22 protein-coding genes are annotated in these 19,643 nt (G+C 63.8%); 9 read left to right on the forward strand and 13 right to left on the reverse strand.

The window, feature by feature from the left end; translation table 11 throughout:
- The first annotated feature begins 25 nt into the window (after positions 1-25).
- The 3 genes from ACG873_RS23455 (at position 26) to ACG873_RS23465 (ending at position 2,379) form a co-directional block, all read left to right on the forward strand.
- Positions 26-1,270, forward strand: coding sequence for a ubiquinone biosynthesis hydroxylase (locus ACG873_RS23455; protein WP_394888078.1), 1,245 nt, complete (start codon positions 26-28; stop codon positions 1,268-1,270).
- 120 nt (positions 1,271-1,390) lie between these two features.
- Positions 1,391-1,744 carry a SnoaL-like domain-containing protein gene (locus ACG873_RS23460; RefSeq protein WP_394888079.1) on the forward strand — a complete coding sequence of 118 codons (354 nt, stop codon included), beginning with the start codon at positions 1,391-1,393 and terminating at the stop codon, positions 1,742-1,744.
- Positions 1,745-1,953: 209 nt separating this feature from the next.
- Positions 1,954-2,379: an OsmC family protein gene (locus ACG873_RS23465; protein WP_394888081.1), complete on the forward strand. Its 426-nt coding sequence runs from the start codon at positions 1,954-1,956 to the stop codon at positions 2,377-2,379.
- 65 nt (positions 2,380-2,444) lie between these two features.
- Here ACG873_RS23465 and msrA read toward each other — a convergent pair whose 3' ends face one another.
- From msrA to ACG873_RS23480, 3 genes are all read right to left on the reverse strand, one after another.
- The gene (msrA, locus tag ACG873_RS23470; RefSeq protein WP_394893664.1) at positions 2,445-3,026 is read right to left on the reverse strand and encodes a peptide-methionine (S)-S-oxide reductase MsrA; all 582 of its coding nucleotides are present in this window, start codon (positions 3,024-3,026) and stop codon (positions 2,445-2,447) included.
- A 177-nt stretch (positions 3,027-3,203) separates the two neighbouring features.
- Complete coding sequence (locus ACG873_RS23475; protein WP_394888082.1) at positions 3,204-4,190, reverse strand: aldo/keto reductase; 987 nt, start codon at positions 4,188-4,190, stop codon at positions 3,204-3,206.
- 138 nt (positions 4,191-4,328) lie between these two features.
- Positions 4,329-5,861, reverse strand: a complete 1,533-nt coding sequence (locus ACG873_RS23480) for a UxaA family hydrolase (protein ID WP_394888084.1) — start codon at positions 5,859-5,861, stop codon at positions 4,329-4,331.
- A 134-nt stretch (positions 5,862-5,995) separates the two neighbouring features.
- Between ACG873_RS23480 and ACG873_RS23485 the strand changes: the two genes are divergently transcribed.
- Both ACG873_RS23485 and ACG873_RS23490 read left to right on the forward strand, forming a co-directional pair.
- Entirely contained in the window at positions 5,996-6,739 is a 744-nt protein-coding gene (locus tag ACG873_RS23485; protein WP_394888087.1) for a GntR family transcriptional regulator, read from the forward strand.
- Positions 6,740-6,755: 16 nt separating this feature from the next.
- Entirely contained in the window at positions 6,756-7,292 is a 537-nt protein-coding gene (locus ACG873_RS23490) for a DedA family protein (protein ID WP_394888089.1), read from the forward strand.
- 84 nt (positions 7,293-7,376) lie between these two features.
- Here ACG873_RS23490 and ACG873_RS23495 read toward each other — a convergent pair whose 3' ends face one another.
- From ACG873_RS23495 to ACG873_RS23520, 6 genes are all read right to left on the reverse strand, one after another.
- On the reverse strand, positions 7,377-8,156 hold the full coding sequence (locus ACG873_RS23495; RefSeq protein ID WP_394888092.1) for a succinate dehydrogenase iron-sulfur subunit: 780 nt from the start codon (positions 8,154-8,156) through the stop codon (positions 7,377-7,379).
- A 3-nt stretch (positions 8,157-8,159) separates the two neighbouring features.
- Positions 8,160-8,978 (reverse strand): glycosyltransferase family 25 protein, encoded by an 819-nt coding sequence (locus tag ACG873_RS23500; RefSeq protein WP_394888093.1) that lies wholly within the window; start codon positions 8,976-8,978, stop codon positions 8,160-8,162.
- Between the two features lie 9 nt (positions 8,979-8,987).
- On the reverse strand, positions 8,988-10,835 hold the full coding sequence (sdhA, locus tag ACG873_RS23505; RefSeq protein ID WP_394888095.1) for a succinate dehydrogenase flavoprotein subunit: 1,848 nt from the start codon (positions 10,833-10,835) through the stop codon (positions 8,988-8,990).
- A gap of 3 nt (positions 10,836-10,838) precedes the next feature.
- Positions 10,839-11,222, reverse strand: coding sequence for a succinate dehydrogenase, hydrophobic membrane anchor protein (sdhD, locus tag ACG873_RS23510; protein WP_394888097.1), 384 nt, complete (start codon positions 11,220-11,222; stop codon positions 10,839-10,841).
- A gap of 10 nt (positions 11,223-11,232) precedes the next feature.
- Positions 11,233-11,640, reverse strand: a complete 408-nt coding sequence (sdhC, locus tag ACG873_RS23515) for a succinate dehydrogenase, cytochrome b556 subunit (protein ID WP_394888099.1) — start codon at positions 11,638-11,640, stop codon at positions 11,233-11,235.
- Between the two features lie 226 nt (positions 11,641-11,866).
- Positions 11,867-12,244, reverse strand: a complete 378-nt coding sequence (locus ACG873_RS23520; protein ID WP_394888100.1) for a hypothetical protein — start codon at positions 12,242-12,244, stop codon at positions 11,867-11,869.
- A 158-nt stretch (positions 12,245-12,402) separates the two neighbouring features.
- Here ACG873_RS23520 and ACG873_RS23525 point away from each other — a divergent pair, with 158 nt between their 5' ends.
- From ACG873_RS23525 to ACG873_RS23535, 3 genes are all read left to right on the forward strand, one after another.
- A complete protein-coding gene (locus tag ACG873_RS23525) occupies positions 12,403-12,768 on the forward strand; it encodes a hypothetical protein (RefSeq protein WP_394888102.1) in 366 nt (121 codons plus the stop codon).
- A gap of 86 nt (positions 12,769-12,854) precedes the next feature.
- A complete protein-coding gene (locus ACG873_RS23530; RefSeq protein ID WP_394888104.1) occupies positions 12,855-14,165 on the forward strand; it encodes a hypothetical protein in 1,311 nt (436 codons plus the stop codon).
- A complete protein-coding gene (locus ACG873_RS23535; RefSeq protein WP_394888106.1) occupies positions 14,162-14,986 on the forward strand; it encodes a hypothetical protein in 825 nt (274 codons plus the stop codon). Before ACG873_RS23530 ends, ACG873_RS23535 begins: the two co-directional genes overlap by 4 nt.
- A 14-nt stretch (positions 14,987-15,000) precedes the next feature.
- Here ACG873_RS23535 and ACG873_RS23540 read toward each other — a convergent pair whose 3' ends face one another.
- Positions 15,001-16,188, reverse strand: coding sequence for a sensor domain-containing diguanylate cyclase (locus tag ACG873_RS23540; RefSeq protein ID WP_394888108.1), 1,188 nt, complete (start codon positions 16,186-16,188; stop codon positions 15,001-15,003).
- Between the two features lie 189 nt (positions 16,189-16,377).
- Between ACG873_RS23540 and ACG873_RS23545 the strand changes: the two genes are divergently transcribed.
- Positions 16,378-16,698, forward strand: coding sequence for a hypothetical protein (locus ACG873_RS23545; RefSeq protein ID WP_394888110.1), 321 nt, complete (start codon positions 16,378-16,380; stop codon positions 16,696-16,698).
- A gap of 17 nt (positions 16,699-16,715) precedes the next feature.
- Here the strand turns inward: ACG873_RS23545 and ACG873_RS23550 are convergent, their stop codons facing one another.
- The 3 genes from ACG873_RS23550 to ACG873_RS23560 form a co-directional block, all read right to left on the reverse strand.
- Complete coding sequence (locus tag ACG873_RS23550; protein ID WP_394888112.1) at positions 16,716-17,909, reverse strand: sensor domain-containing diguanylate cyclase; 1,194 nt, start codon at positions 17,907-17,909, stop codon at positions 16,716-16,718.
- Between the two features lie 121 nt (positions 17,910-18,030).
- On the reverse strand, positions 18,031-19,440 hold the full coding sequence (gene leuC, locus ACG873_RS23555) for a 3-isopropylmalate dehydratase large subunit (protein WP_394888114.1): 1,410 nt from the start codon (positions 19,438-19,440) through the stop codon (positions 18,031-18,033).
- 66 nt (positions 19,441-19,506) lie between these two features.
- Complete coding sequence (locus ACG873_RS23560; RefSeq protein ID WP_394888116.1) at positions 19,507-19,635, reverse strand: hypothetical protein; 129 nt, start codon at positions 19,633-19,635, stop codon at positions 19,507-19,509.
- Between the last annotated feature and the right edge of the window lie 8 nt (positions 19,636-19,643).

Raw genomic sequence — 19,643 nt, forward strand, 5'->3', positions numbered from 1 at the left:
CCGGAAAAGACGAAGGATGACGGCAATGCCACATGGAAAATCAGCTGAAGAAAGGCCGCCTCTGGACGTGATGGTGGCGGGAGCGGGTTATGTCGGGCTGGCGGCCGCGGTTTCGATGAAGCAGGCGCGGCCGCATCTGGCGGTCGCCGTGGTGGACGCCGCGCCCGAAGGCGCATGGGAGAAGGACGCCCGCGCCTCGGCAATCGCAGCAGCCGCCTGCCGCATGCTGGGGCGGCTCGGGTGCTGGGACGAGATCGCCCCGGAGGCGCAACCCATCAACGACATGATCGTGACCGATTCGCGCACCGGGGATCCTGTGCGGCCCGTATTTCTGACTTTCGGCGGCGAGGCCGTTTCCGGCGAGCCGTTCGCGCATATGGTCACCAATCGCGCCCTCAACGGCGCGCTGCGCCGGCGAGCCGCCGAACTCGGCATAGACATGATCGAGGGCGTAGCCGTGCGCGCCTTCGAGACCGGCATCGCCAATGTCCTGGTGCATCTGGCCGACGGCATCACCCTCGCAGCAAGGCTGCTGGTCGCAGCCGACGGCGTCAATTCGCGGCTGCGGGACATGGCCGGAATCAAGACGGTGAAGTGGGAGTACGGACAGTCCGGCATCGTCTGCACCGTGGCACACGAGCGGCCGCACAACGGACGGGCCGAGGAGCATTTCCTGCCGGCCGGGCCGTTCGCTATTCTGCCGCTGAAAGGCAACCGCTCGTCGATTGTCTGGACCGAGCGGACGGCGGATGCCGAAAAGCTGATCAATGGAGACGAACTGGTGTTCGAGATCGAACTCGAACAGCGCTTCGGCCTGAAACTTGGCGAAATCCGCGTCGAGGACAAGCCCCGCGCCTGGCCGCTCGGCCTGACCCTGGCGCGAGCCTTCGTGAAACCGCGCTTCGCGCTGTGCGGCGACGCCGCGCACGGCATCCATCCGATCGCCGGGCAGGGTCTCAATCTCGGTTTTAAAGACGCGGCCGCGCTTGCCGAGACTGTCGTCGAGGCAGACCGGCTCGGGCAGGACATCGGCGCGCTCGACGTCTTGCAGCGCTATGAACGCTGGCGCCGGTTCGACACGGTGCAGATGGGCATAACCACAGATGTGCTGAACCGGCTGTTCTCGAACGATTTCGCGCCTTTGCGCACCGTTCGCGACATCGGGCTGGGACTGGTCGACCGGATGCCCGCGATCAAGGGTTTCTTCATCCGCCAGGCTTCCGGCCTGTCGGGCGGCATGCCGCGCCTGCTCAGGGGCGAGCCGATCTGACCCGGCGGCCGGGGCGAATGTATCCTGACACCGGGCTGTCAGGTACTTGGCGAAGGGGTAGTTGGCGAACTGGCAAGAGCTTCTGTAGTTGAAGCTTGTCTCAACAACGGAGAAACGCCGATGACCACCGCAGCGCTTGCCAAGGATTTCACGGAGCTTCTCAAGCAGGGCAACGACGAAGCCGCCGCCGCGAAGTACAATGCCGACGACATTGTCAGCTATGAAGCCATGGAGGGCCCGATGGCTGTCTGCCACGGCAAGGAGGCTATAAAGCGGAAGGGCGATTGGTGGCGTGCGAACCACGAAGTGCACGGCGGTTCGGTCGAGGGTCCCTACGTCAACGGCGATCAATTCGCCGTCCGTTTCAAGTACGACATTACGCCCAAAGCGACCGGCGAGCGTGTCGTGGTGGATGAGGTTGGCGTGTATACGGTCAAAGGCGGTAAGATTAGCGAAGAGCGCTTCTTCTATTAGGAGCAGATAGACGACATCGCTAAGAGCCGAGCCCGCCGCTCCGGGAGGCTGGAGCGCCGGGCTTCCCTTTCTGTGCTATCGCGGTCGAGCGGGCTCCGGCGCCTGCACATTTCAGAAAATTGCAACGCGCTTGTAGCTTGCGTGAAGCCAAGCGTTATATTGCACCCGTGGCCGCGGCGCCGGCCCCAACTCAGCCCAGGGAGATTTCGATGGACCGACACGCAACAGCCGTCTGGAAAGGCGCACTGAAAGATGGTTCGGGCACGCTCAACAGCCAGAGCGGCGCAATCGCAAAGCTGCCCTATTCGTTCAAGGGCCGATTCGAGGACGAAAGCGGCAAGTCGGGCACCAATCCGGAGGAGCTGATCGCCGCCGCCCATGCCGGCTGCTACGCCATGCAGCTTTCACACTTCCTGGCCGAGAACGGCACGCCCGCGGAAAATCTCGACGCCAAGGCGGTGGTCACGCTGGTTCCCGGTACAGGCATCACCGGCAGCGCGCTGACGCTGGTCGGCACTGTGCCCGGCATCGACGAGGCGAAATTCAAGGAACTGGCGGAAAAAGCCAAGGCGGAATGCCCGGTGTCCAAGGCGCTCGGCGCGATCAACGTTTCGCTGAATGCCCGCCTCGGCTGAGCGATAGATCCAAATGAAAACGGGCGCTCGATACGGGCGCCCGTTTTGTTTTCCATCCTGGCGCGTCAGTGGCTCGCAATGCCTTGGTGCGCGGCCTTGCCCCAAAGCTCCTCGAGGCGCGCATCGCGACCGCAGGCGCTGCGGTAGTATGTGTAGCGGAGCGGGTTCTTCTTGTAATAATCGAGGTGATAGCCTTCGGCCTGCCAGAAGGCGCCGGCCGACTCGATCGGCGTGACGATGGGCCGGCCTAGCGCGGCTTCGGCTTCCGCTTTGGATTTCTCGGCCGCGGCCTTCTGGGCCTTGTCGGTCACATAGATGGCGGTGGTATAAGCGTGGCCGCGATCGCAGAACTGGCCGCCATCGTCGGTCGGGTCGACAGAACGGAAAAACACGTCCACGAGCTTATCGAAACTCGTCCTGGCCGGGTCAAACTCGATCTTCACCACTTCGCGATGGCCTTCATGGTTCTGGTAAGTAGGGTTCTGCAGCGTTCCACCCGAATAGCCCGAAGTCGTCGAGATCACGCCCGGCACATGGTCGAAATCGCTTTCGACGCACCAGAAGCAGCCGCCGGCGAATATGGCGGTCTGCGTTTCAGCCATTGCGGGCTGAGCCTGCAGTCCGGCGGCGAGGGCGAACGCGCTCATGCTAAGAAACTTGGCAAACATCCGCGGAATCTCCTCTTCCCTGGGGAAGACGTAAAGCAACGGCGCGATGTTGCAAATGCAGGCCGCAACAAACCTGCGTGATCGCCGGCGGGCCGGAAATCAGCCGATTGTGAAGATCGTTGGCTGGCCCGCCGTGTTCCGGCTGGATCATCTGATTCAGCGTATCGTGAAAGGCTCGAAATCCGCGAAGACGCTGTCGGGCACCGCCATCGACAAGAGGTCAAGGTTGCGCGTCAGGCTGGCCGGCGCAGCCGTCCCGAGAAGGATCGCCGCGACCGCCGGACTGCGCAGCGGAAATGCGAGTGCCGCCGCCGGCAACGGAATGCCCTTGGCTTCCGCGACGCGCTGCATGCCTGCCACACGCGCCAGAATGTCCGCCGAGGCGGGGCCATAGTCGAAATTCGCGCCGGCTACGGGTCCGGTCGCCAGAATCCCCGAATTGAACACGCCACCAATCACCAGCGAAGTCCCTTGCTTCTCGCTCAGCGCCAACAGTTCGGCCTCCGCCGAGCGGTCGAGCAGCGAATAACGCCCCGCGAGAAGGTTGCAGTCGAGCGGAGCCTGCCGCATCACGTCGAGGCAAATCTGAACCTCATTGACGCCCAGGCCGTAGGCCGCGATGGCCCCCGCCGATTTGAGCTCGTCCAGCGCCTTGAGGCCCGACTCCATCAACTGGCGGAAATGGACCTTGGTCTTCTCCACGCCGTGTGTGTAGACGCCGATGTCATGCACGAACAGGATATCGATCCGGTTCAGGCCAAGCCTTGCGTAGCTGAACTCGACTGAGCGCATGATGGCGTCGTAGCTGTAGTCGTAGTCGACCGCGAAGGGCAGCGGATCGACATAGCCATGGTCCGGAATTTCGGAATCGGGCACCGGGCGCAGCAACCGGCCGACCTTGGTCGACAACACATATTCGTCCCGCGGCTTGTCGCGCAGGAAATCTCCCATCCGGCGTTCGGACAATCCGAAGCCGTAGAACGGTGCGGTGTCGAAGTAGCGGATGCCGGCATCCCACGCAGTTTGCAGCGTTTCCATCGCGGCCTCGCGCGGACAGGAGCGGTAGAGGCCGCCGACCGACGCGCCGCCAAAGCCGATTTCGGTGACGTCGAGCGCAGCCCGCCCTATGCGCCTCTTGTTCATCTGTGTTCCTTGCACCGTGCGGAAGATGTTGCGATGGCGAAAATAGCCGCCCCCGGAACCATGTTTCTATCGTCAAAATGCATTTGAGCGTCAATCGGCCGGGCGCCTACGATCGGCGCCGGCACGTCGGCCTCGCTCCTACATCACGGCGCCGACCTGCCAGGGGACGAATTCATTGTCGCCATAGCCGAGTTCCTCCGACTTGCTTCGCTTGCCCGAAGCCACGGCGAGTATCTCGTCGAATATCTGCCGTCCCTTCTCCTCGACCGTGACGCCGCCGAGAATGTCCCCGCAATTGATGTCCATGTCCTCGACCATGCGCTCGTACATCGGCGTATTGGTCGCCAGCTTGATGGACGGGACGGGCTTGCAGCCATAGGCCGATCCGCGGCCGGTGGTGAAGCAGAGCATATTGGCGCCGCCGGCGACCTGGCCGGTCGCCGACACCGGATCGTAGCCGGGCGTGTCCATGAACACAAAACCCTTCTCGGTCACCGGCTCGGCATATTCGTAGACCGCATTGAGCGTGGTGGAGCCGCCCTTTGCCGCTGCGCCCAGCGACTTCTCCAGGATCGTGGTCAGCCCGCCGGCCTTGTTGCCGGGCGAGGGATTGTTGTTCATCTCGCCGCCATTGCGTTCGGTATAAGCTTCCCACCAATGGATGCGCTCGACCAGCTTTTCGCCGACCTCCCGGTTCTTCGCCCGACGCGTCAGCAGGTGCTCGGCACCGTAAATCTCCGGCGTCTCTGAGAGGATCGCCGTGCCGCCGTTCTTCACGAGGATATCGGCGGCCACGCCCAGCGCCGGATTGGCCGTTATGCCGGAATAGCCGTCCGAGCCGCCGCACTGCAGCGCCAGCGTGATCTCCGACGCCGGCGTCGTCCTGCGCACCGCGCGATTGACGACGGGAAGCATTTCCTTGATGCGCTCAAGCCCCTGCTCGATCGACTTGCGCGTTCCGCCGGTATCCTGGATCGTCATGGTGCGGAAGGTTTCGCTCTCCTCGATGCCGTAGAGTTGCTTCATGCGGCCGATCTGGAACACTTCGCAGCCGAGCCCGACCAGCAGCACCGCACCGAGATTGGGATTGGCCGAGTAGCCCCACTGCGTGCGCTTCAGGATATCGAATCCCTCGCCGCTGCCGGCCATGCCGCATCCCGTTCCATGGGTGAAGGAGACGACCCCGTCGACATTACCGAACTCTTCGAGAATGCCGGACCGCGTCGCGGCTTCGGCCATGAAGCGCGCGACCGACGCCGAACAGTTCACGCTGGTCAGGATGCCGATATAGTTTCTGGTCCCCACGCGCCCGTTGGCCCGGTGAAAACCCTCGAATGTCGCCTGCTCCTCCACCGGCAGCACGTTTTCCGGGCGCGCGCCCATTGCGAACTGATAGTCGCGCTCGAAATCATGCATCTCGACATTATGCTCGTGGACCCAGTCTCCAGCCTCGATCGGGCGGCTCGCGAAGCCGATGATCTGGCCGAATTTCACGATCGGCTCGCCGACGCCGATGTTGCGGGCCGCGATCTTGTGGCCGAACGGAATGCGCTGCCGCGCCGCCACGCCGCGCAAGACCGGGAGATCCTTTTCGATTTTCTCCACGGCAACGACGACGTTGTCCTCGCTGCTCAGGCTGAGCGTCCTGGCGAATGTTTGTTGTGAACTCATGATCCCGGGTCCGGTGTGGTTGAGGTGCAAATCCCGAGTTGACGCGATCAGCGCTGTGATCATACTAACATGTCAGTACGGTCCGCAAGCTCGAAACGTGGTCTCGCGGTCCGCCGCCCAGGGAATGAGTTCCGATGCCGCACACTATCCGGTCACATTCGCCGCTGAATGGACGAGCAAACACGCCGCGCTCCTACGGCGGGGCGACCGAGCGCGTCGTCGAGGCGCTGAGGGAGGCGATCGTCACCCTGGAGATCCCGCCCGGCGCCCCGCTCGACAAGGCGGTGCTGACTGCCCGGTTCGGCGTTTCGCGGTTTCCCGTGGCGGAAGCATTCACCCGGCTGAAAGCCGAGGGATTGGTCGATGTGCGGCCCCAGAGCGGCTCCACCGCCTCCCTGATCCGCCTCGCCGACGTCAGGGAGAACATGTTCCTGCGCCGGGCGCTGGAGGGCGAGGCCGTGGCGCTGCTGGCAAGCCGCAACGACGCCGCGCTTCTGGTGGAGGTCGACAGGAACCTGCGCTACCAAAAATCGGCAGTGGAGGCCGGCGACCGGCCGGGCTTCCACCGCCTCGATCTCGAATTCCACGACCTTCTGGTCAGCGCGGTCGGCTATCCGCGCATGCGCGCGACCGTGGAACACGCCCGACTGGCGCTCGATCGTGTGCGCCGCCTGCTCGGAACGCCGCGCCGCCACGCGCTGACCTATGCCGAGCATTGCGCAATCGTCGAGGCGTTGCGCAACGCCGCGCCCGACGCGGCGCGAGCGGCGATGGCCGTTCACATCGATTCGGTGATGTCGGAACTCGAGGCGTTTGCCGTGGCCAAGCCCGAAGTCTTCGCCGACCGGGAGCCAGCCGCTGACCCGCTCCAGGTCTAAAAGACGGCGAGGGGCAATGGAATTTCTTCGCGAGGCCGCTTCGTTTGTCGAGCCCTACGTCTCCCAGTACGGCGTCGCGGCCCTGTTCGTCATTATCTACCTGGAATCGCTCGGAGCTCCGCTGCCCGGCGAGAGCGCGCTGATCGCGTCCTCGGTAATGGCCGCCAGCGGGGAGGACTTTTCGATCGTCCAGTTGTTCCTGGCAGTCTGGACAGCCGCGGTCCTCGGCGACTGCACCGGCTATGCGATCGGCAGGATCGGCGGGCGCCCCCTGCTGCAGCGCTATGGCTGGGTGGTCCGGCTCACGCCCGAGCGCTTGTCGAAACTGGAAGGCCTGTTCCGCCGCAAGGGCCCGATCATCGTTTTCGGAGCGCGCTTCGTCGTCCTGCTCCGCCAGCTCAACGGGCTGGTCGCCGGCTCGGTGGCGATGCCCTGGCGCAGCTTTGTAGCGGCAAACGTCCTCGGAGCGGTGCTATGGTCGGCCGTCTGGTGCTTCGGACCCTACTATCTCGGCGAGGCATTCAATCTGCATGGCATACTGCAGAAACTTTGACGGTCTTCCGACGCGGCGCCCGCTGATCATCTTCCTAATTTCGGATGCCGCCTCGCCGCAGGCGCGCAACAAGAAAATCGATCGCTAGACGCGCCGCTCGACCATCATCTTCTTGATCTCGGCGATCGCCTTGGCCGGATTGAGGCCTTTCGGGCAGGTCTGCGTGCAGTTCATGATCGTATGGCAGCGATAGAGCCGGAACGGGTCTTCGAGATTGTCCAGCCGTTCGCCCGCCGCCTCGTCACGGCTGTCGATCAGCCAGCGGTAGGCCTGCAGCAGCACGGCCGGACCGAGATAGCGCTCGCCGTTCCACCAATAGCTCGGACAGGAGGTCTGGCAGCAGAAGCATAGGATGCACTCGTACAGCCCGTCGAGCTTCTGACGGTCCTCATGGCTCTGCCGCCATTCCTTGGCCGGCTCGGGCGAAACCGTTTTCAGGAACGGGTCGATCGAGGTCAATTGCGCATAGGGAACGGTGAGATCCGGCACCAGATCCTTGACCACCGGCATATGCGGCAGCGGATAGACCTTCACCGCGCCCGAAATGTCGTCCATGCCCTTGGTGCAGGCCAGCGTATTGCCGCCGTCTATGTTCATGGCACAGGAGCCGCAAATGCCTTCGCGGCAGGAGCGCCGGAGCGTCAGCGTCGGATCGATCCTGTTCTTGATCCACAGCAGCGCATCGAGAACCATCGGCCCGCAATCGTCGAGATTGACGAAATAGGTGTCGAGGCGCGGGTTCTCGCCGTCGTCCGGAGACCAGCGGTAGATCCGGTATTCGCGCAGATTGGTTGCGCCCTCCGGCTTGGGCCAGGTCTTGCCCGTGCGGATCTTCGAGTTCTTGGGCAAAGTGAGTTCTACCATGGCTCAGGCGCTCCGCTTGGCTGCATGATCGAGAATGGTCGGGCAGACCGCGATGGGACGTTTGACCCCGCTGCGCAACGTGCCGAGTTTACGCGCCGTCATGGCGAAATGGCCCGCAAGCCGCCGCAGCTTGAATTGCGGCCGCCGCACAAATGCACCGAACCGCGACTGCTTGCTCGGCTGGGATATCGTCGTTTTGAATGCGCCGCGAAATCCGTCCTCGGCGCTTGCCGAAGCATAAAGCGGCGTGGCAAGCCCTGGCTCGGCCTGAAGGCGCGGGATGCCGGCGAGGTTGAGGAACGCATCGGAGGGCGCGGCGTAATGCTTCGCCCTCTGCAGGAGCCGGCGCGCCGCTGCCGGCCGCACCAGATACCCGCCCGACCCGCCACGGTCGACGAAAAGCCGGTAATGCCGGATCCCGCTTTTCGGCGCCGAAGAGTAGGGTCGCCGCGAAACCCACTTCTCTGCCCCGCGCGTCTCGAGATTGAGGATGTCGAGCATGTCGATATCGTTCAGTTCCGCCAGCCATGACGGCAATTTTTCGGAGAGCACGACGTCATCCTCCAGCACCAGCACCGGCCGGTTGCTATCGACGCAATGCCGCCAGGCGCGGCTGTGGCTGTGCAGGCAGGCCAGTTCGGTGCGCGAAAGTGGGCGCATATAGGTGCCGCCGAGGCGTTTGAACTCATCGTCGCCGATCATCGTGGCGTCAGTCGCCTTCAACCGGGTGAATTCCAGCCCGAGCCGCTGCATCTGCGATGCAATGAACGCCAGCCGGTCCGGGCTTCTGTCCAGATTGATGACGAGGATTTCCGGCACCATGGCGACGCCTCAATACACCCGCGCCTTGGGCGCGATCTTGGCCAGGCTGATGCCGCCCTCGTCTTCGGCGAGCAGCGTTTCGGTGTGCACCGGCCGGTAGCCGAGCGTGACTTTTCCCGCTTCGTCGACCCATGCCAGCGTGTGCTTGCGCCAGTTCAGATCGTCGCGGCTGGAGAAATCCTCGCGCGCATGCGCGCCGCGGCTTTCCTTGCGGGCCTCTGCGCCGTAGACGGTCGGAAGCGCGTTGGCCATCAGGTTTTCCAGTTCCAGCGTCTCGACGAGGTCTGAATTCCAGATCATCGACCGATCGAAGACTTTGAGGTCAGGCAACTCGTTCCAGATCTCCGAGATGCGCCGGCATCCCTGCTCGAGCGTTTCCTGCGTGCGGAAAACCGCGGCTTCCTCCTGCATGGTCTTCTGCATCTTTTCGCGCAGGAACGCCGTCGGGGTGCCGCCATTGGCGTGGCGGAGCCTGTCGAAGCGCGTCATGATCTTTTCGACAGCGGCCTCGTTGATGGCCGGAACAGTAGTCGCACGGTCGACCACCTGGCCGGCCCGGATAGCCGCTGCCCGCCCGAACACCACGAGATCGATCAGCGAGTTGGAGCCGAGCCGGTTGGCGCCGTGCACCGAGGCGCAGCCCGCCTCGCCGACCGCCATGAGCCCCGGCGCGACGGCGTCGGGGTTTTCAGGCGTCGGCCGCAGCACCTCGCCCCAATAATTGGTCGGGATGCCACCCATATTGTAGTGGACCGTCGGCAGCACCGGGATCGGCTCGCGCGTCACGTCGACGCCGGCGAAAATCTTGGCCGATTCCGAAATGCCGGGCAGCCTTTCGTGCAGGACCGTCGGATCGAGATGGTCGAGGTGCAGGAAGATGTGGTCCTTGTCCTTGCCGACGCCGCGGCCTTCGCGGATTTCCAGTGTCATGCAGCGCGAAACCACGTCGCGTGACGCAAGATCCTTGGCCGACGGGGCGTAGCGCTCCATGAAGCGCTCGCCTTCGGAATTGACGAGATAGCCGCCTTCGCCGCGCGCGCCCTCGGTGATCAGGCAGCCCGAGCCGTAAATGCCGGTCGGGTGAAACTGCACGAACTCCATGTCCTGCAGCGGCAGGCCAGCGCGCGCGACCATGCCGCCGCCGTCGCCAGTGCAGGTATGGGCGGATGTCGCCGAGAAATAGGCGCGGCCATAACCGCCGGTCGCCAGCACCACCATCTTTGCCGCAAAACGGTGGATGGTGCCGTCATCGAGATTCCAGGCGACGACGCCTGTGCAGACGCCGTCGTCCGACATGATCAGATCGAGCGCGAAATACTCGATGAAGAACTGCGCACTGTGCTTCAGCGACTGGCCGTAGAGCGTGTGCAATATGGCGTGGCCGGTGCGGTCGGCGGCGGCGCAGGTGCGCTGTACCGGCGGGCCATCGCCGTAATTCATCATGTGGCCGCCGAACGGACGCTGATAGATCTTGCCCTCTTCGGTGCGTGAGAAAGGCACGCCATAATGCTCGAGCTCGTAGACCGCGGCGGGCGCCTGGCGCACCATATACTCCATCGCGTCGACGTCGCCGAGCCAGTCGGAGCCCTTGACGGTGTCGTACATATGCCATTGCCAGCTGTCCGGACCCATATTGGACAGCGAGGCTGCAATGCCGCCCTGGGCGGCAACAGTGTGCGAGCGCGTCGGGAAGACCTTGGTGATGCAGGCGGTCTTCAGCCCCTGCTCGGCCATGCCGAGCGTGGCGCGCAGTCCGGCGCCGCCGGCGCCAACCACCACCACGTCGAATTGGTGATCGACGAAGGTGTAGCCTTTACCGGCCGATGCCGCGCCGTTGCCTGGTCGTTCCTTGGCCACAGGTCAGCCCCCGAATGCGATTTTGAGAATGGCGAACACGCTCGCCGCGCCGACTGCAACGGCAAAGAAGACGTTCAGCATGATCAGCGCAACCTTCGCGCCCTCGCCGTGGATATAGTCCTCGATGATGATCTGCATGCCGAGTTGCATGTGGTCGAGGCTGATCAGGATGAACAGCGATGCGGCGAGCGCGATGAGCGGCTCGGAAAGCGCCGCGCGCACCTCGTCGTAACCCGCTCCGCCGAGCGATAAGATCCAGCCGAGAAGGAAGAACGAAAGCGGTATGAGCGCGATCGAGCTGAGCCGGATGCGCCAGAAATGGCCCGTACCGTCCTTGGCCGAGCCGAGGCCGCGGACCTTCCTCAACGGAGTTCGCATGTCAGACATTCGCCGCTTCCTATGCGCCCAGCCAGAAATAGCCGGCCCAGATCAGGACGGTCAGCACGACCGAGCCGGCAAGGGTCGCCCAGGCGAGTTGGGTCGAAGTATCCTTTTCCAGCCCATGCCCCGTGTCCCAGACCAGATGGCGGACGCCGCCCAGCAGATGGTGCATCAGCGCCCAGGTATATCCGAACAGCACCAGGCGACCGAACCAGGAGCCGAAGATGCCGTTGACGAAGTCGAAATATTGTTCCGACGTCGCAGCCGCGATCAGCCACCAGACAATCAGCAGCGTTCCGAAATAGAGCGCGCCGCCGGTGATGCGGTGAAGGATCGACATCAGCATGGTCGCCGGCCAGCGATAGATGGTGAGATGCGGCGACATCGGGCGCGCTTGCGGCCGGGTGGCTGGTGAGTGGCTCATGGCTCCCCTTTTCGGCATCCAGCGAATTGCGCTCCGAATGCGGCGTGGATGCTTCGGATTGCGGCGTTTCGAACCCGGTTTCTAAAACTCTTTTTGCACCGCGTCAAAGCCGGAAAACCGTTTCCGCAGCCGCATTTAGTGGAATTCCGCCGATGCTGCCTGCTTCAATCGATTGAAGCTGGCGGCTGCTTGCTGCGCCGCGGCATAACCTAATCCAGGCCGCGAATCACCGCATGCAGTTGAGCGGTTCATGCCCCCGGCGCATGAGCAGCGCCTCGCGCCCTTCGAGCACGATGGCGTCCGAAGCCTGGCCGTAGCGGTTGCGCTGGGTTTCCGGCGAGGCGGGAAGGTCGAGGCTCTGTCCGTCCGGGCCGACCACATGCACGGAAGAGCCGAGATTCTCCACCGTCATCGTCGCCCCGTCCGTGCAATTGTAGCTCGCCGTCCGCGGCTGCGCTTCGCTGACGCTCGTCTCGGCCGCTGCGGCGGCCGTCGGCTGGGAGCCGCCGCCGGACTGGCATGACGCCGTCGCGAGCGCGCAGCCGGCGGCCAGCAGGAGCATGACGAGCGGCGGACGCCGCCTGCGAATTCGTATCAGTCCCATGGCGCAAGCTACCCGTTTTGCCGGACGAATATCAATCCGCCGGGGCGTTAACCATATCCGTTAATTGCTTCCGCCCGGGTCGGGAAATCTCTTAACAATGATTAAGAAAGAGTTAACGTGAAGGAAGGTGGCAAATCACCGGCCAATGGAGACGCCCTATGCGTTCGACATGTCAGAAACTTTTCGTGGCGCTCGCCTCTTCGGCGTTCGTCACCGCTGCATCCGCCGGCGATTATGTCGCCGTCGCATCCACTGGCGACTATGTCTATGCCGACAGCTTCGGCAACCTCGTGATCCACAGTCCGGTCGGCTACAAGCGCATCATTGTAGGCGAAGGCCACCTGGCAAAGGAACTTTCCGATTTCACCAGCGCCGGCCAACCGGACGTTGTCTACCTCGACGAGGCCGATCGCGTCGTGGAAACCGCCGGCTGCTACCGCCCACCGTGGCTGCTCAAGGGCAGAAGCTACATGTACGGCTTCGACGAGGGCGAGATCCCCTTCCAGGGTGGCCCCTGCCAGTGAGCGCAGGGGCTGGTCCAGTGTCAGCCCTGATTTGGTCATCTTTCTCCCCGCCAATGATGGCAGGTGTTAACGATTGGTGAACCAAGATGAGCCAAGCCCTTCAGTCTCGCCGGCTGAAAGACCACGTCGCTTCCCTGGAGACCATGACGCGCTTCGTGCTGGCCACGCTGGCGCTCGGCAGCGGCGTCTACACCTATCTCGGCGTTCGCAGCCTGCTTGACGGTTCCGCGACGGTGGTGTTCTTCGCCGCCGTTATCTATTCGGTTTCCGTCTCGGTCGCCATGTATGGCTTCTGGACCTACCTGATCCGCTTCCTGCCGGAAATGCGCGACGCCGCCTCTCGTTTGGCGCTGGTCGCCATCATGGCGGTCGGTTCGCTGATGATCGTCGCCATGTCGTCTTGGCTCAACGCAGCGGCCCTTGCCGGTTCGGCCGCCGTGGAACAGCACCTCGCCATCACCCTCGAAGACTACACCGCCGATCTCGACCAGGCGCATAGTAACGCGCTCGGTGCGCTGTCGCTGGCGCCCGACATCCAGCGCGCTTCCGAGCGTTTTGCGCGGCTGGCGCAGGACGAACAGAGTTCGGGCGCGCTGACCGGCACGTCGGGATCTGGCAGCGTGGTGCAGCTCTTGAGCCAGATGTCTGCGCAGATGAAGGAGCTGGAAGCGACGATCGAAGGTTCGCGCGAAACCATCCAGACCGGGTTCCAGCAGGGCCAGAAGCATCTCGCCGCCATGCGCGGCCTTGTTTCGGCCCCAGGTGCGATCGCCGAAAGATCGGACAAATTCGCGGCCGAGGCGGTCGCGCTCTCCGGCGTGATCGCATCACTGGAGCAGACTTCGATCGCGCCCTCGGTTAGCCGCGCCGCCGCCGACCTTTCGGTCGGGTTCATCGCGCCGGTGGCGGACGGAAGCTCGCCCGATCTCGCCGGCCGCCAGGACGCGGTCATGGCAACCATCCGCGGCTCCGTGGAAGCGCAGTCGAAGGCGCTCTCGGATGCGGCGGCCGAAATTCTCGCCCAGCCGAAGGTGACCGAGCGCCGCTATGTTCCGCTGACGTCGGCCGAGGCCGTGCTGCGCTACGCTTCGGATTTCATCCCGAGCTGGGCCGGCGCTATCTCGATCGACCTCCTGCCGGCCGTTCTGGTCGGCATCATGGTCGTTGTCCACGGCGCCATGCGGCGCGGTGAGAACCTGATGGAGGACGCCGACCGCGTCACCGCCGGCGACATGTTGCGTTCGCTCGACCTGCACGAGATGATGCTCGCCCGCCGCCAGGCAGCTGTTGTCGAGGATACGGCGGCCGAACCGCATCCGGCATCGCCCGAGCAAAGGCCCGCCGCGGAAAACGTCACGCCGCTGACCCTGTCCGACCGCAAGCGGATCGACCCATGACACCGGGCGCCTCTCCAGTGGCGGTTCCTCAAACGCCGCGGCGCAATTTCGTCCGGCGCTACTTCGCGCGGTTCGACGATGGCGAGGTGGTCCGCTGGGCGTTCCGCGGCCTGCTCATCGGCGCGATTGTCGTCTTAGGGATGGATCTGCGCGACCTAGCCGAAACGAACGGCTGGAGCGCTCCGGAAGCCGAACTGGCGGCCGAGCCCATCCTGCCTCCGGCCGTGGAGACCGACGCTCCCACGCCGTCCGCCGACCCGCGCGAATTCGTCACCGCCGACGAGGCGAAGCTGCGCCAGCTGATGGCGTTCACGCTCGGTGCGGGCGGCGTGCTCACCGCCGAAGGCAGCATCGAACCCGGCTCGGCGGCGCGTTTCGCGGCCGAAATCGCCGAGCGCGGCGAATATGTGAAAACCGTTTCGCTGAACTCGCCGGGCGGCGCGCTCGATGACGCCATGGCCATGGCCAAGACCGTGCGGGAACGCGGCATCGCAACCGTCGTCGCCGACGGCGCGCTCTGCGCCTCGTCGTGCCCGCTGTTTTTCGCCGGCGGCGAGACGCGCAGCGCCGGCGAGAAGGCGGCAATCGGCGTGCATCAGTTCTACGCCGCTACCCTGAGCGAAACCGCGCCGGAACAGGCGATGGCCGACGCGCAGGCGACAACCGCCCGCATCTCGCGGCATCTGACGGAGATGGGCGTCGATCCGGCTCTCTGGCTGCACGCGCTCGATACGCCGCCGCGCGCGCTCTACTATCTGTCGCCGGACGAGCTTGCCGGCTACAAGCTCGTCACCAAGGCGTCGTCCGTCGCCAGCAAATAGCCACCTGGACCTGGTCAGCCAGCTGCAGCCAGCAAGTCGCGCCTGGCATGCGCGGATATCCGGACGCAGTCGCGGCCGCTTCTCTTGGCATCGTAGAGCGCTTCGTCCGCCCTTCGCATGAGATCCGATATCCCTTCGCCGCCGCACAATTCGGCAACGCCGAAGCTTGCGGTGAATCGCCTGCCGTCCGGCAGGCCCTCGATCGGCAGCGCAGCGAAGGCACCGCGGGCGCCTTCGGCAAAGAGCCTGGCGCCGGAAAGGTTGGTTCCAGGCAGAACGATGGCGAACTCCTCGCCGCCGATACGGCCAGCTATCTGATGGCCGCTGGTCGCGCTCCGCAGAAAGCCCGCAAACGCTTCGATGACGCGGTCGCCGGCCGCGTGTCCGAACGTGTCGTTGATGGCCTTGAAATGGTCGAGATCCGAAATCACCAACGCCACCGGCAAACCCCTGCGGGCGGCGTCGCGCAGCGCCGCTTCGGCGTGGCGCTCGAAGCCGCCCCGGTTCAGCAGCCCCGACAATGCGTCGGTTTCCGATTTCGCGGTAACGTCGGCGAAGATGTCCCGCACCAGTATGACCAGCATCAGCAAGGCGATCGCCATCGCGAACACAGTTCCCATCGATTGGGAGAACAATGCGTAGTTGGTATTCAGGTATTCCTGTGCGGTCGCGCCGCTTCCGCCGAATGCCTGGAACAGAAACGCCTTGCTCAGAAACTGCAGGGCGCTCGCCGACATCACCGCCATGAACAGATTGTCGAGAGGACGCCTCGACTTGGCCGACCAAACGATGCCGACACCGACCGCCTGCATCAGGAAATAGGGCAACTGGTAGAGCAGCATCCGGCTGAATGAATTCCGCGGCATGTCCTGGATTAGATAGCAGGCCGCGATCGAGACAACGAAAACTACGGCCATCAGCCGCCACGGCACGGCGACCTCGTATTTCCGGGCGACGCCGGCGTTGAATACAGCCATGGCTGCGAGGAACGCGGCAAAGGATGCGACCACTGCGGGTCGGGATGTCCCGAGCGAGGCGATGGCGAATTCGAGGCCGAAATTCGACATTGCAAGCGCGAAGCCGAACGCCATCCAGCGCGCCGCATCGTTCTTCTTGTCGTAGACCGCGACCATGAGAAAAGCGGCCGCAAGCAGGGCGGCCACCATCATGTTTATCGCCAGGATGAATCCCGCCCCGCTCATTTCGACTGCATACTCCGATCGGCGCGGACTCAATCACGATCAAGCCAAAAAGACGTTAACGCGGGTGTAGATTCCGCAGCGTCAGTCCGGCTGCGGAATGCGCGGACGATTTGACGCACAGCGTGCCTGAGTGGCTTGGAACCGCCGGCCCGGGTCTTCGTTTCGGATAAGCGACACGGAGAGATTGCCATGGCCAACACGATCATGCTGACCGATCACGAAGCGATCCGCGACTGGGCCGCCGCCCGTGCCGGCGCGCCGGCCATCGTGGATGTCTCTCCGGCGGGCGGTACACAGCCGATGCTGCGGATCGTATTCGGCCAGAATGCTTACGAGGACCAGGACCAGGCCGAACGTCCGGTCAATGCCGGCGGCCTCGAACTGGTCGAATGGGACGACTGGTTCAAGCTGTTCGAGGAGAACGAGCTGGCTCTCATCGTTGCGGAGGATATACCGGGGGTGCGCGACGAGTTCCACGAACTCGTACGGCGCTTCTCCCCAGGTGATTGAGCATAGTTCCGAGAACGTCAGGCGTAGCGGATGACTGTGGGCGCGATCGGCTCTTGTTGTGGCCGCCGATATGAGATGCGCACGCTGTCTCGGCCGTTCCTCTTGGCCTGGTAGAGCGCCTCATCTGCCTGGCGGAGCAGTTTGGAGAGGTCTTCCTCGCCGGCTGCGACGCCAAAACTCGCGGTAACCCTTAGCTTGGCCGGCAGGTTGTGCGGGCCGCCCCGTGAAAACGATGTCCTCACGTCCTCGGCGAACAGGCGCGCTGCCGCTAGGTCGCTTGCTGGAAGCAGGACCGCGAATTCCTCGCCGCCGAGCCGGCCTGCGATTGCGCCTTTCCCGGCCATCGAACGCAATCGCGAGGCAAACGCTGCAATGACCTGGTCGCCGACGGCATGACCGAAAGTGTCGTTCACAGCCTTGAAATGGTCGAGGTCGGCGATCACGAGCGCGGCAGGCAGGCCGCTGTCATGCGACCGCTTCAGCATCGCCACCGCCCGTTCCTCGAAGCCGCGCCGGTTGAGCAGGCCCGACAGCGGGTCGGTATGCGATTCCGCCTTCAGTCCCTTGAGGACGTCGAGCGCTGCCGCGGTGAACAGGCTGAGCGCGATCAAGAGCGATAGAAGCGCATGCGACAGAAGCGCGGTGGTCCAGTAGATCGACTCGTAAAGCCCCTCATAAGATACGAAAGGCCCGCTCATCCGGAGAGCGATCAGCGTGCGTACGAAGAAGTTCAGCGCGGAAAGCAGCGACAGCACGAACAGAATCGCTTCCGTCGGGCCGTTTCGTCGAACCGCCCGCAATTCGGCCGCCACGACGAGGCTGATGCCGCCGAAAGCAAAATTGATCGCGTAGATCCGCCATGTGAGATCGGGCTGGACGAACAGGAACCAGCAAAAGGCGCCGAGGCCGCCCAGGCCGAGTATGCCGAGCGCGACATACGGCACCCGCCTGCCGTAACGTGCAACGACGGCGCCGGCGAGACAACTGGCGGCAAACGTGAAGGACAGATTGGAGAGCAGCTTTGTCGGTTCCTGCCCGACGGGCAAGGTAAAGTACTGGAGAAGGAAGCCGGCCGCGGAGGCGGAATTGGCCAGCACCAGCACCGCCAGATAGAGCCTGTGCCGCTGGTGAAGCCACAGCATAAGGAACGCCGATGCGAGAACAAGGGCAATCCCAGGATTCAGCAGCGCTATGAATAGGCGAGTGTCCAAGACCGCTTCCCTGCCCGTCTTCCCCAGCGGAATATCTAATGGCAAGGCGCAAACAAGCGGTTAAGCCCGCCTGCGAAAACGGGGAAATCCGCACCGCAGCTGGGCGAACGTCAGAGCGCGGCTATTTCCAGTCTCGGATGTCGACGAAATGACCGGTGATAGCCGCCGCCGCAGCCATCGCCGGCGAGACGAGATGGGTGCGACCCTTAAAACCTTGCCTGCCCTCGAAATTGCGGTTCGAGGTCGAGGCGCAGCGTTCGTGCGGCTTGAGCCGATCGTCGTTCATTGCCAGGCACATCGAGCAGCCCGGCTCGCGCCAGTCGAAGCCGGCGGCGACGAAGATCTTGTCGAGTCCTTCGGCCTCCGCCTGTTCCTTGACCAGTCCCGACCCGGGCACAATCATGGCGTTGACGCGCGGATTAACCGTCTTTCCCTCGACGACCTTGGCGACTTCGCGCAGATCCTCGATGCGGCCATTGGTGCAGGAGCCGATGAAGACCCGGTCGAGTTCGATATCGGTGATCTTCGTTCCGGCCGTCAGGCCCATATAGTCCAGCGCCCGCTGCTTCGACGTGCGCTTGTTCTCGTCGGCGATTTCCGCCGGATCGGGCACGACGCCCTGAACCGACACGACATCTTCCGGCGACGAACCCCACGAGACGATCGGCGGCAAATTGGCGGCGTTGAGCACCACGACCTTGTCGAAGTGCGCGCCCTCGTCGGATTTCAGCGTCTTCCAGTATTCAAGCGCCATGTCCCACGCCTTGCCCTTGGGCGCACGTGGCTTGTCCTTGACGTAGGCGTAGGTGGTTTCGTCCGGCGCGATCAGGCCGGCTCGTGCGCCGCCCTCGATCGACATGTTGCAGATCGTCATGCGGCCTTCCATGGAAAGCGCACGGATGGCTTCGCCTGCATATTCGATGACGTAGCCGGTGCCGCCGGCCGTGCCAATCTCGCCGATGATGGCGAGGATGATGTCCTTGGCGGTAACGCCGTGCGGCAGCTTCCCGTCGACGCGGACGAGCATGTTCTTGGCCTTGCGCTGGATCAAAGTCTGGGTGGCCAGCACGTGCTCGACTTCGGACGTGCCGATGCCGTGCGCCAGCGCGCCGAAGGCGCCGTGCGTCGAAGTGTGGCTGTCGCCGCAGACGATGGTCATGCCCGGCAGCGTGAAACCCTGCTCCGGACCGATGATGTGAACTATGCCTTGGCGGCGATCAGTCTCCGAATAATACTCGACGCCGAAATCGGCGGCATTCTTCGCCAGCGCCTGTACCTGGATGCGGCTTTCCTCGTTCTTGATCCCAAGCTTGCGGTCGGGCGAGGTCGGCACATTGTGATCGACGACGGCGAGCGTCTTTTCCGGATGCCGAACGGTTCGGCCGGTCAAACGCAGTCCTTCGAAAGCCTGCGGGCTGGTCACCTCATGCACGAGGTGGCGGTCGATATAGAGCAGGCAAGTGCCGTCGTCCTGGCGATCGACGACATGGTCGTCGAATATCTTGTCGTAGAGGGTGCGCGGTGCGCTCATGGCTTTGGTCCGTGGCTGGAGCGGGAAAGGGCAATTCGTGTGCGGCCGCCTGGGCCGCGAAACACGTCAGCCGAGCAGGCTGGTGGTCGCGCCGCACACACGCGCGAAGAAACGCGCCGGCAGGCGCTTCCTGTCCTGCAGCGTGAAATGCTTGTAGCTCGGATCGCCGAACAGCCTTTCCATCGCGACGTTCATATCAGCAA

It is taken from the genome of Allomesorhizobium aridi, from assembly GCF_043769475.1.
Lineage (GTDB): Bacteria > Pseudomonadota > Alphaproteobacteria > Rhizobiales > Rhizobiaceae > Allomesorhizobium.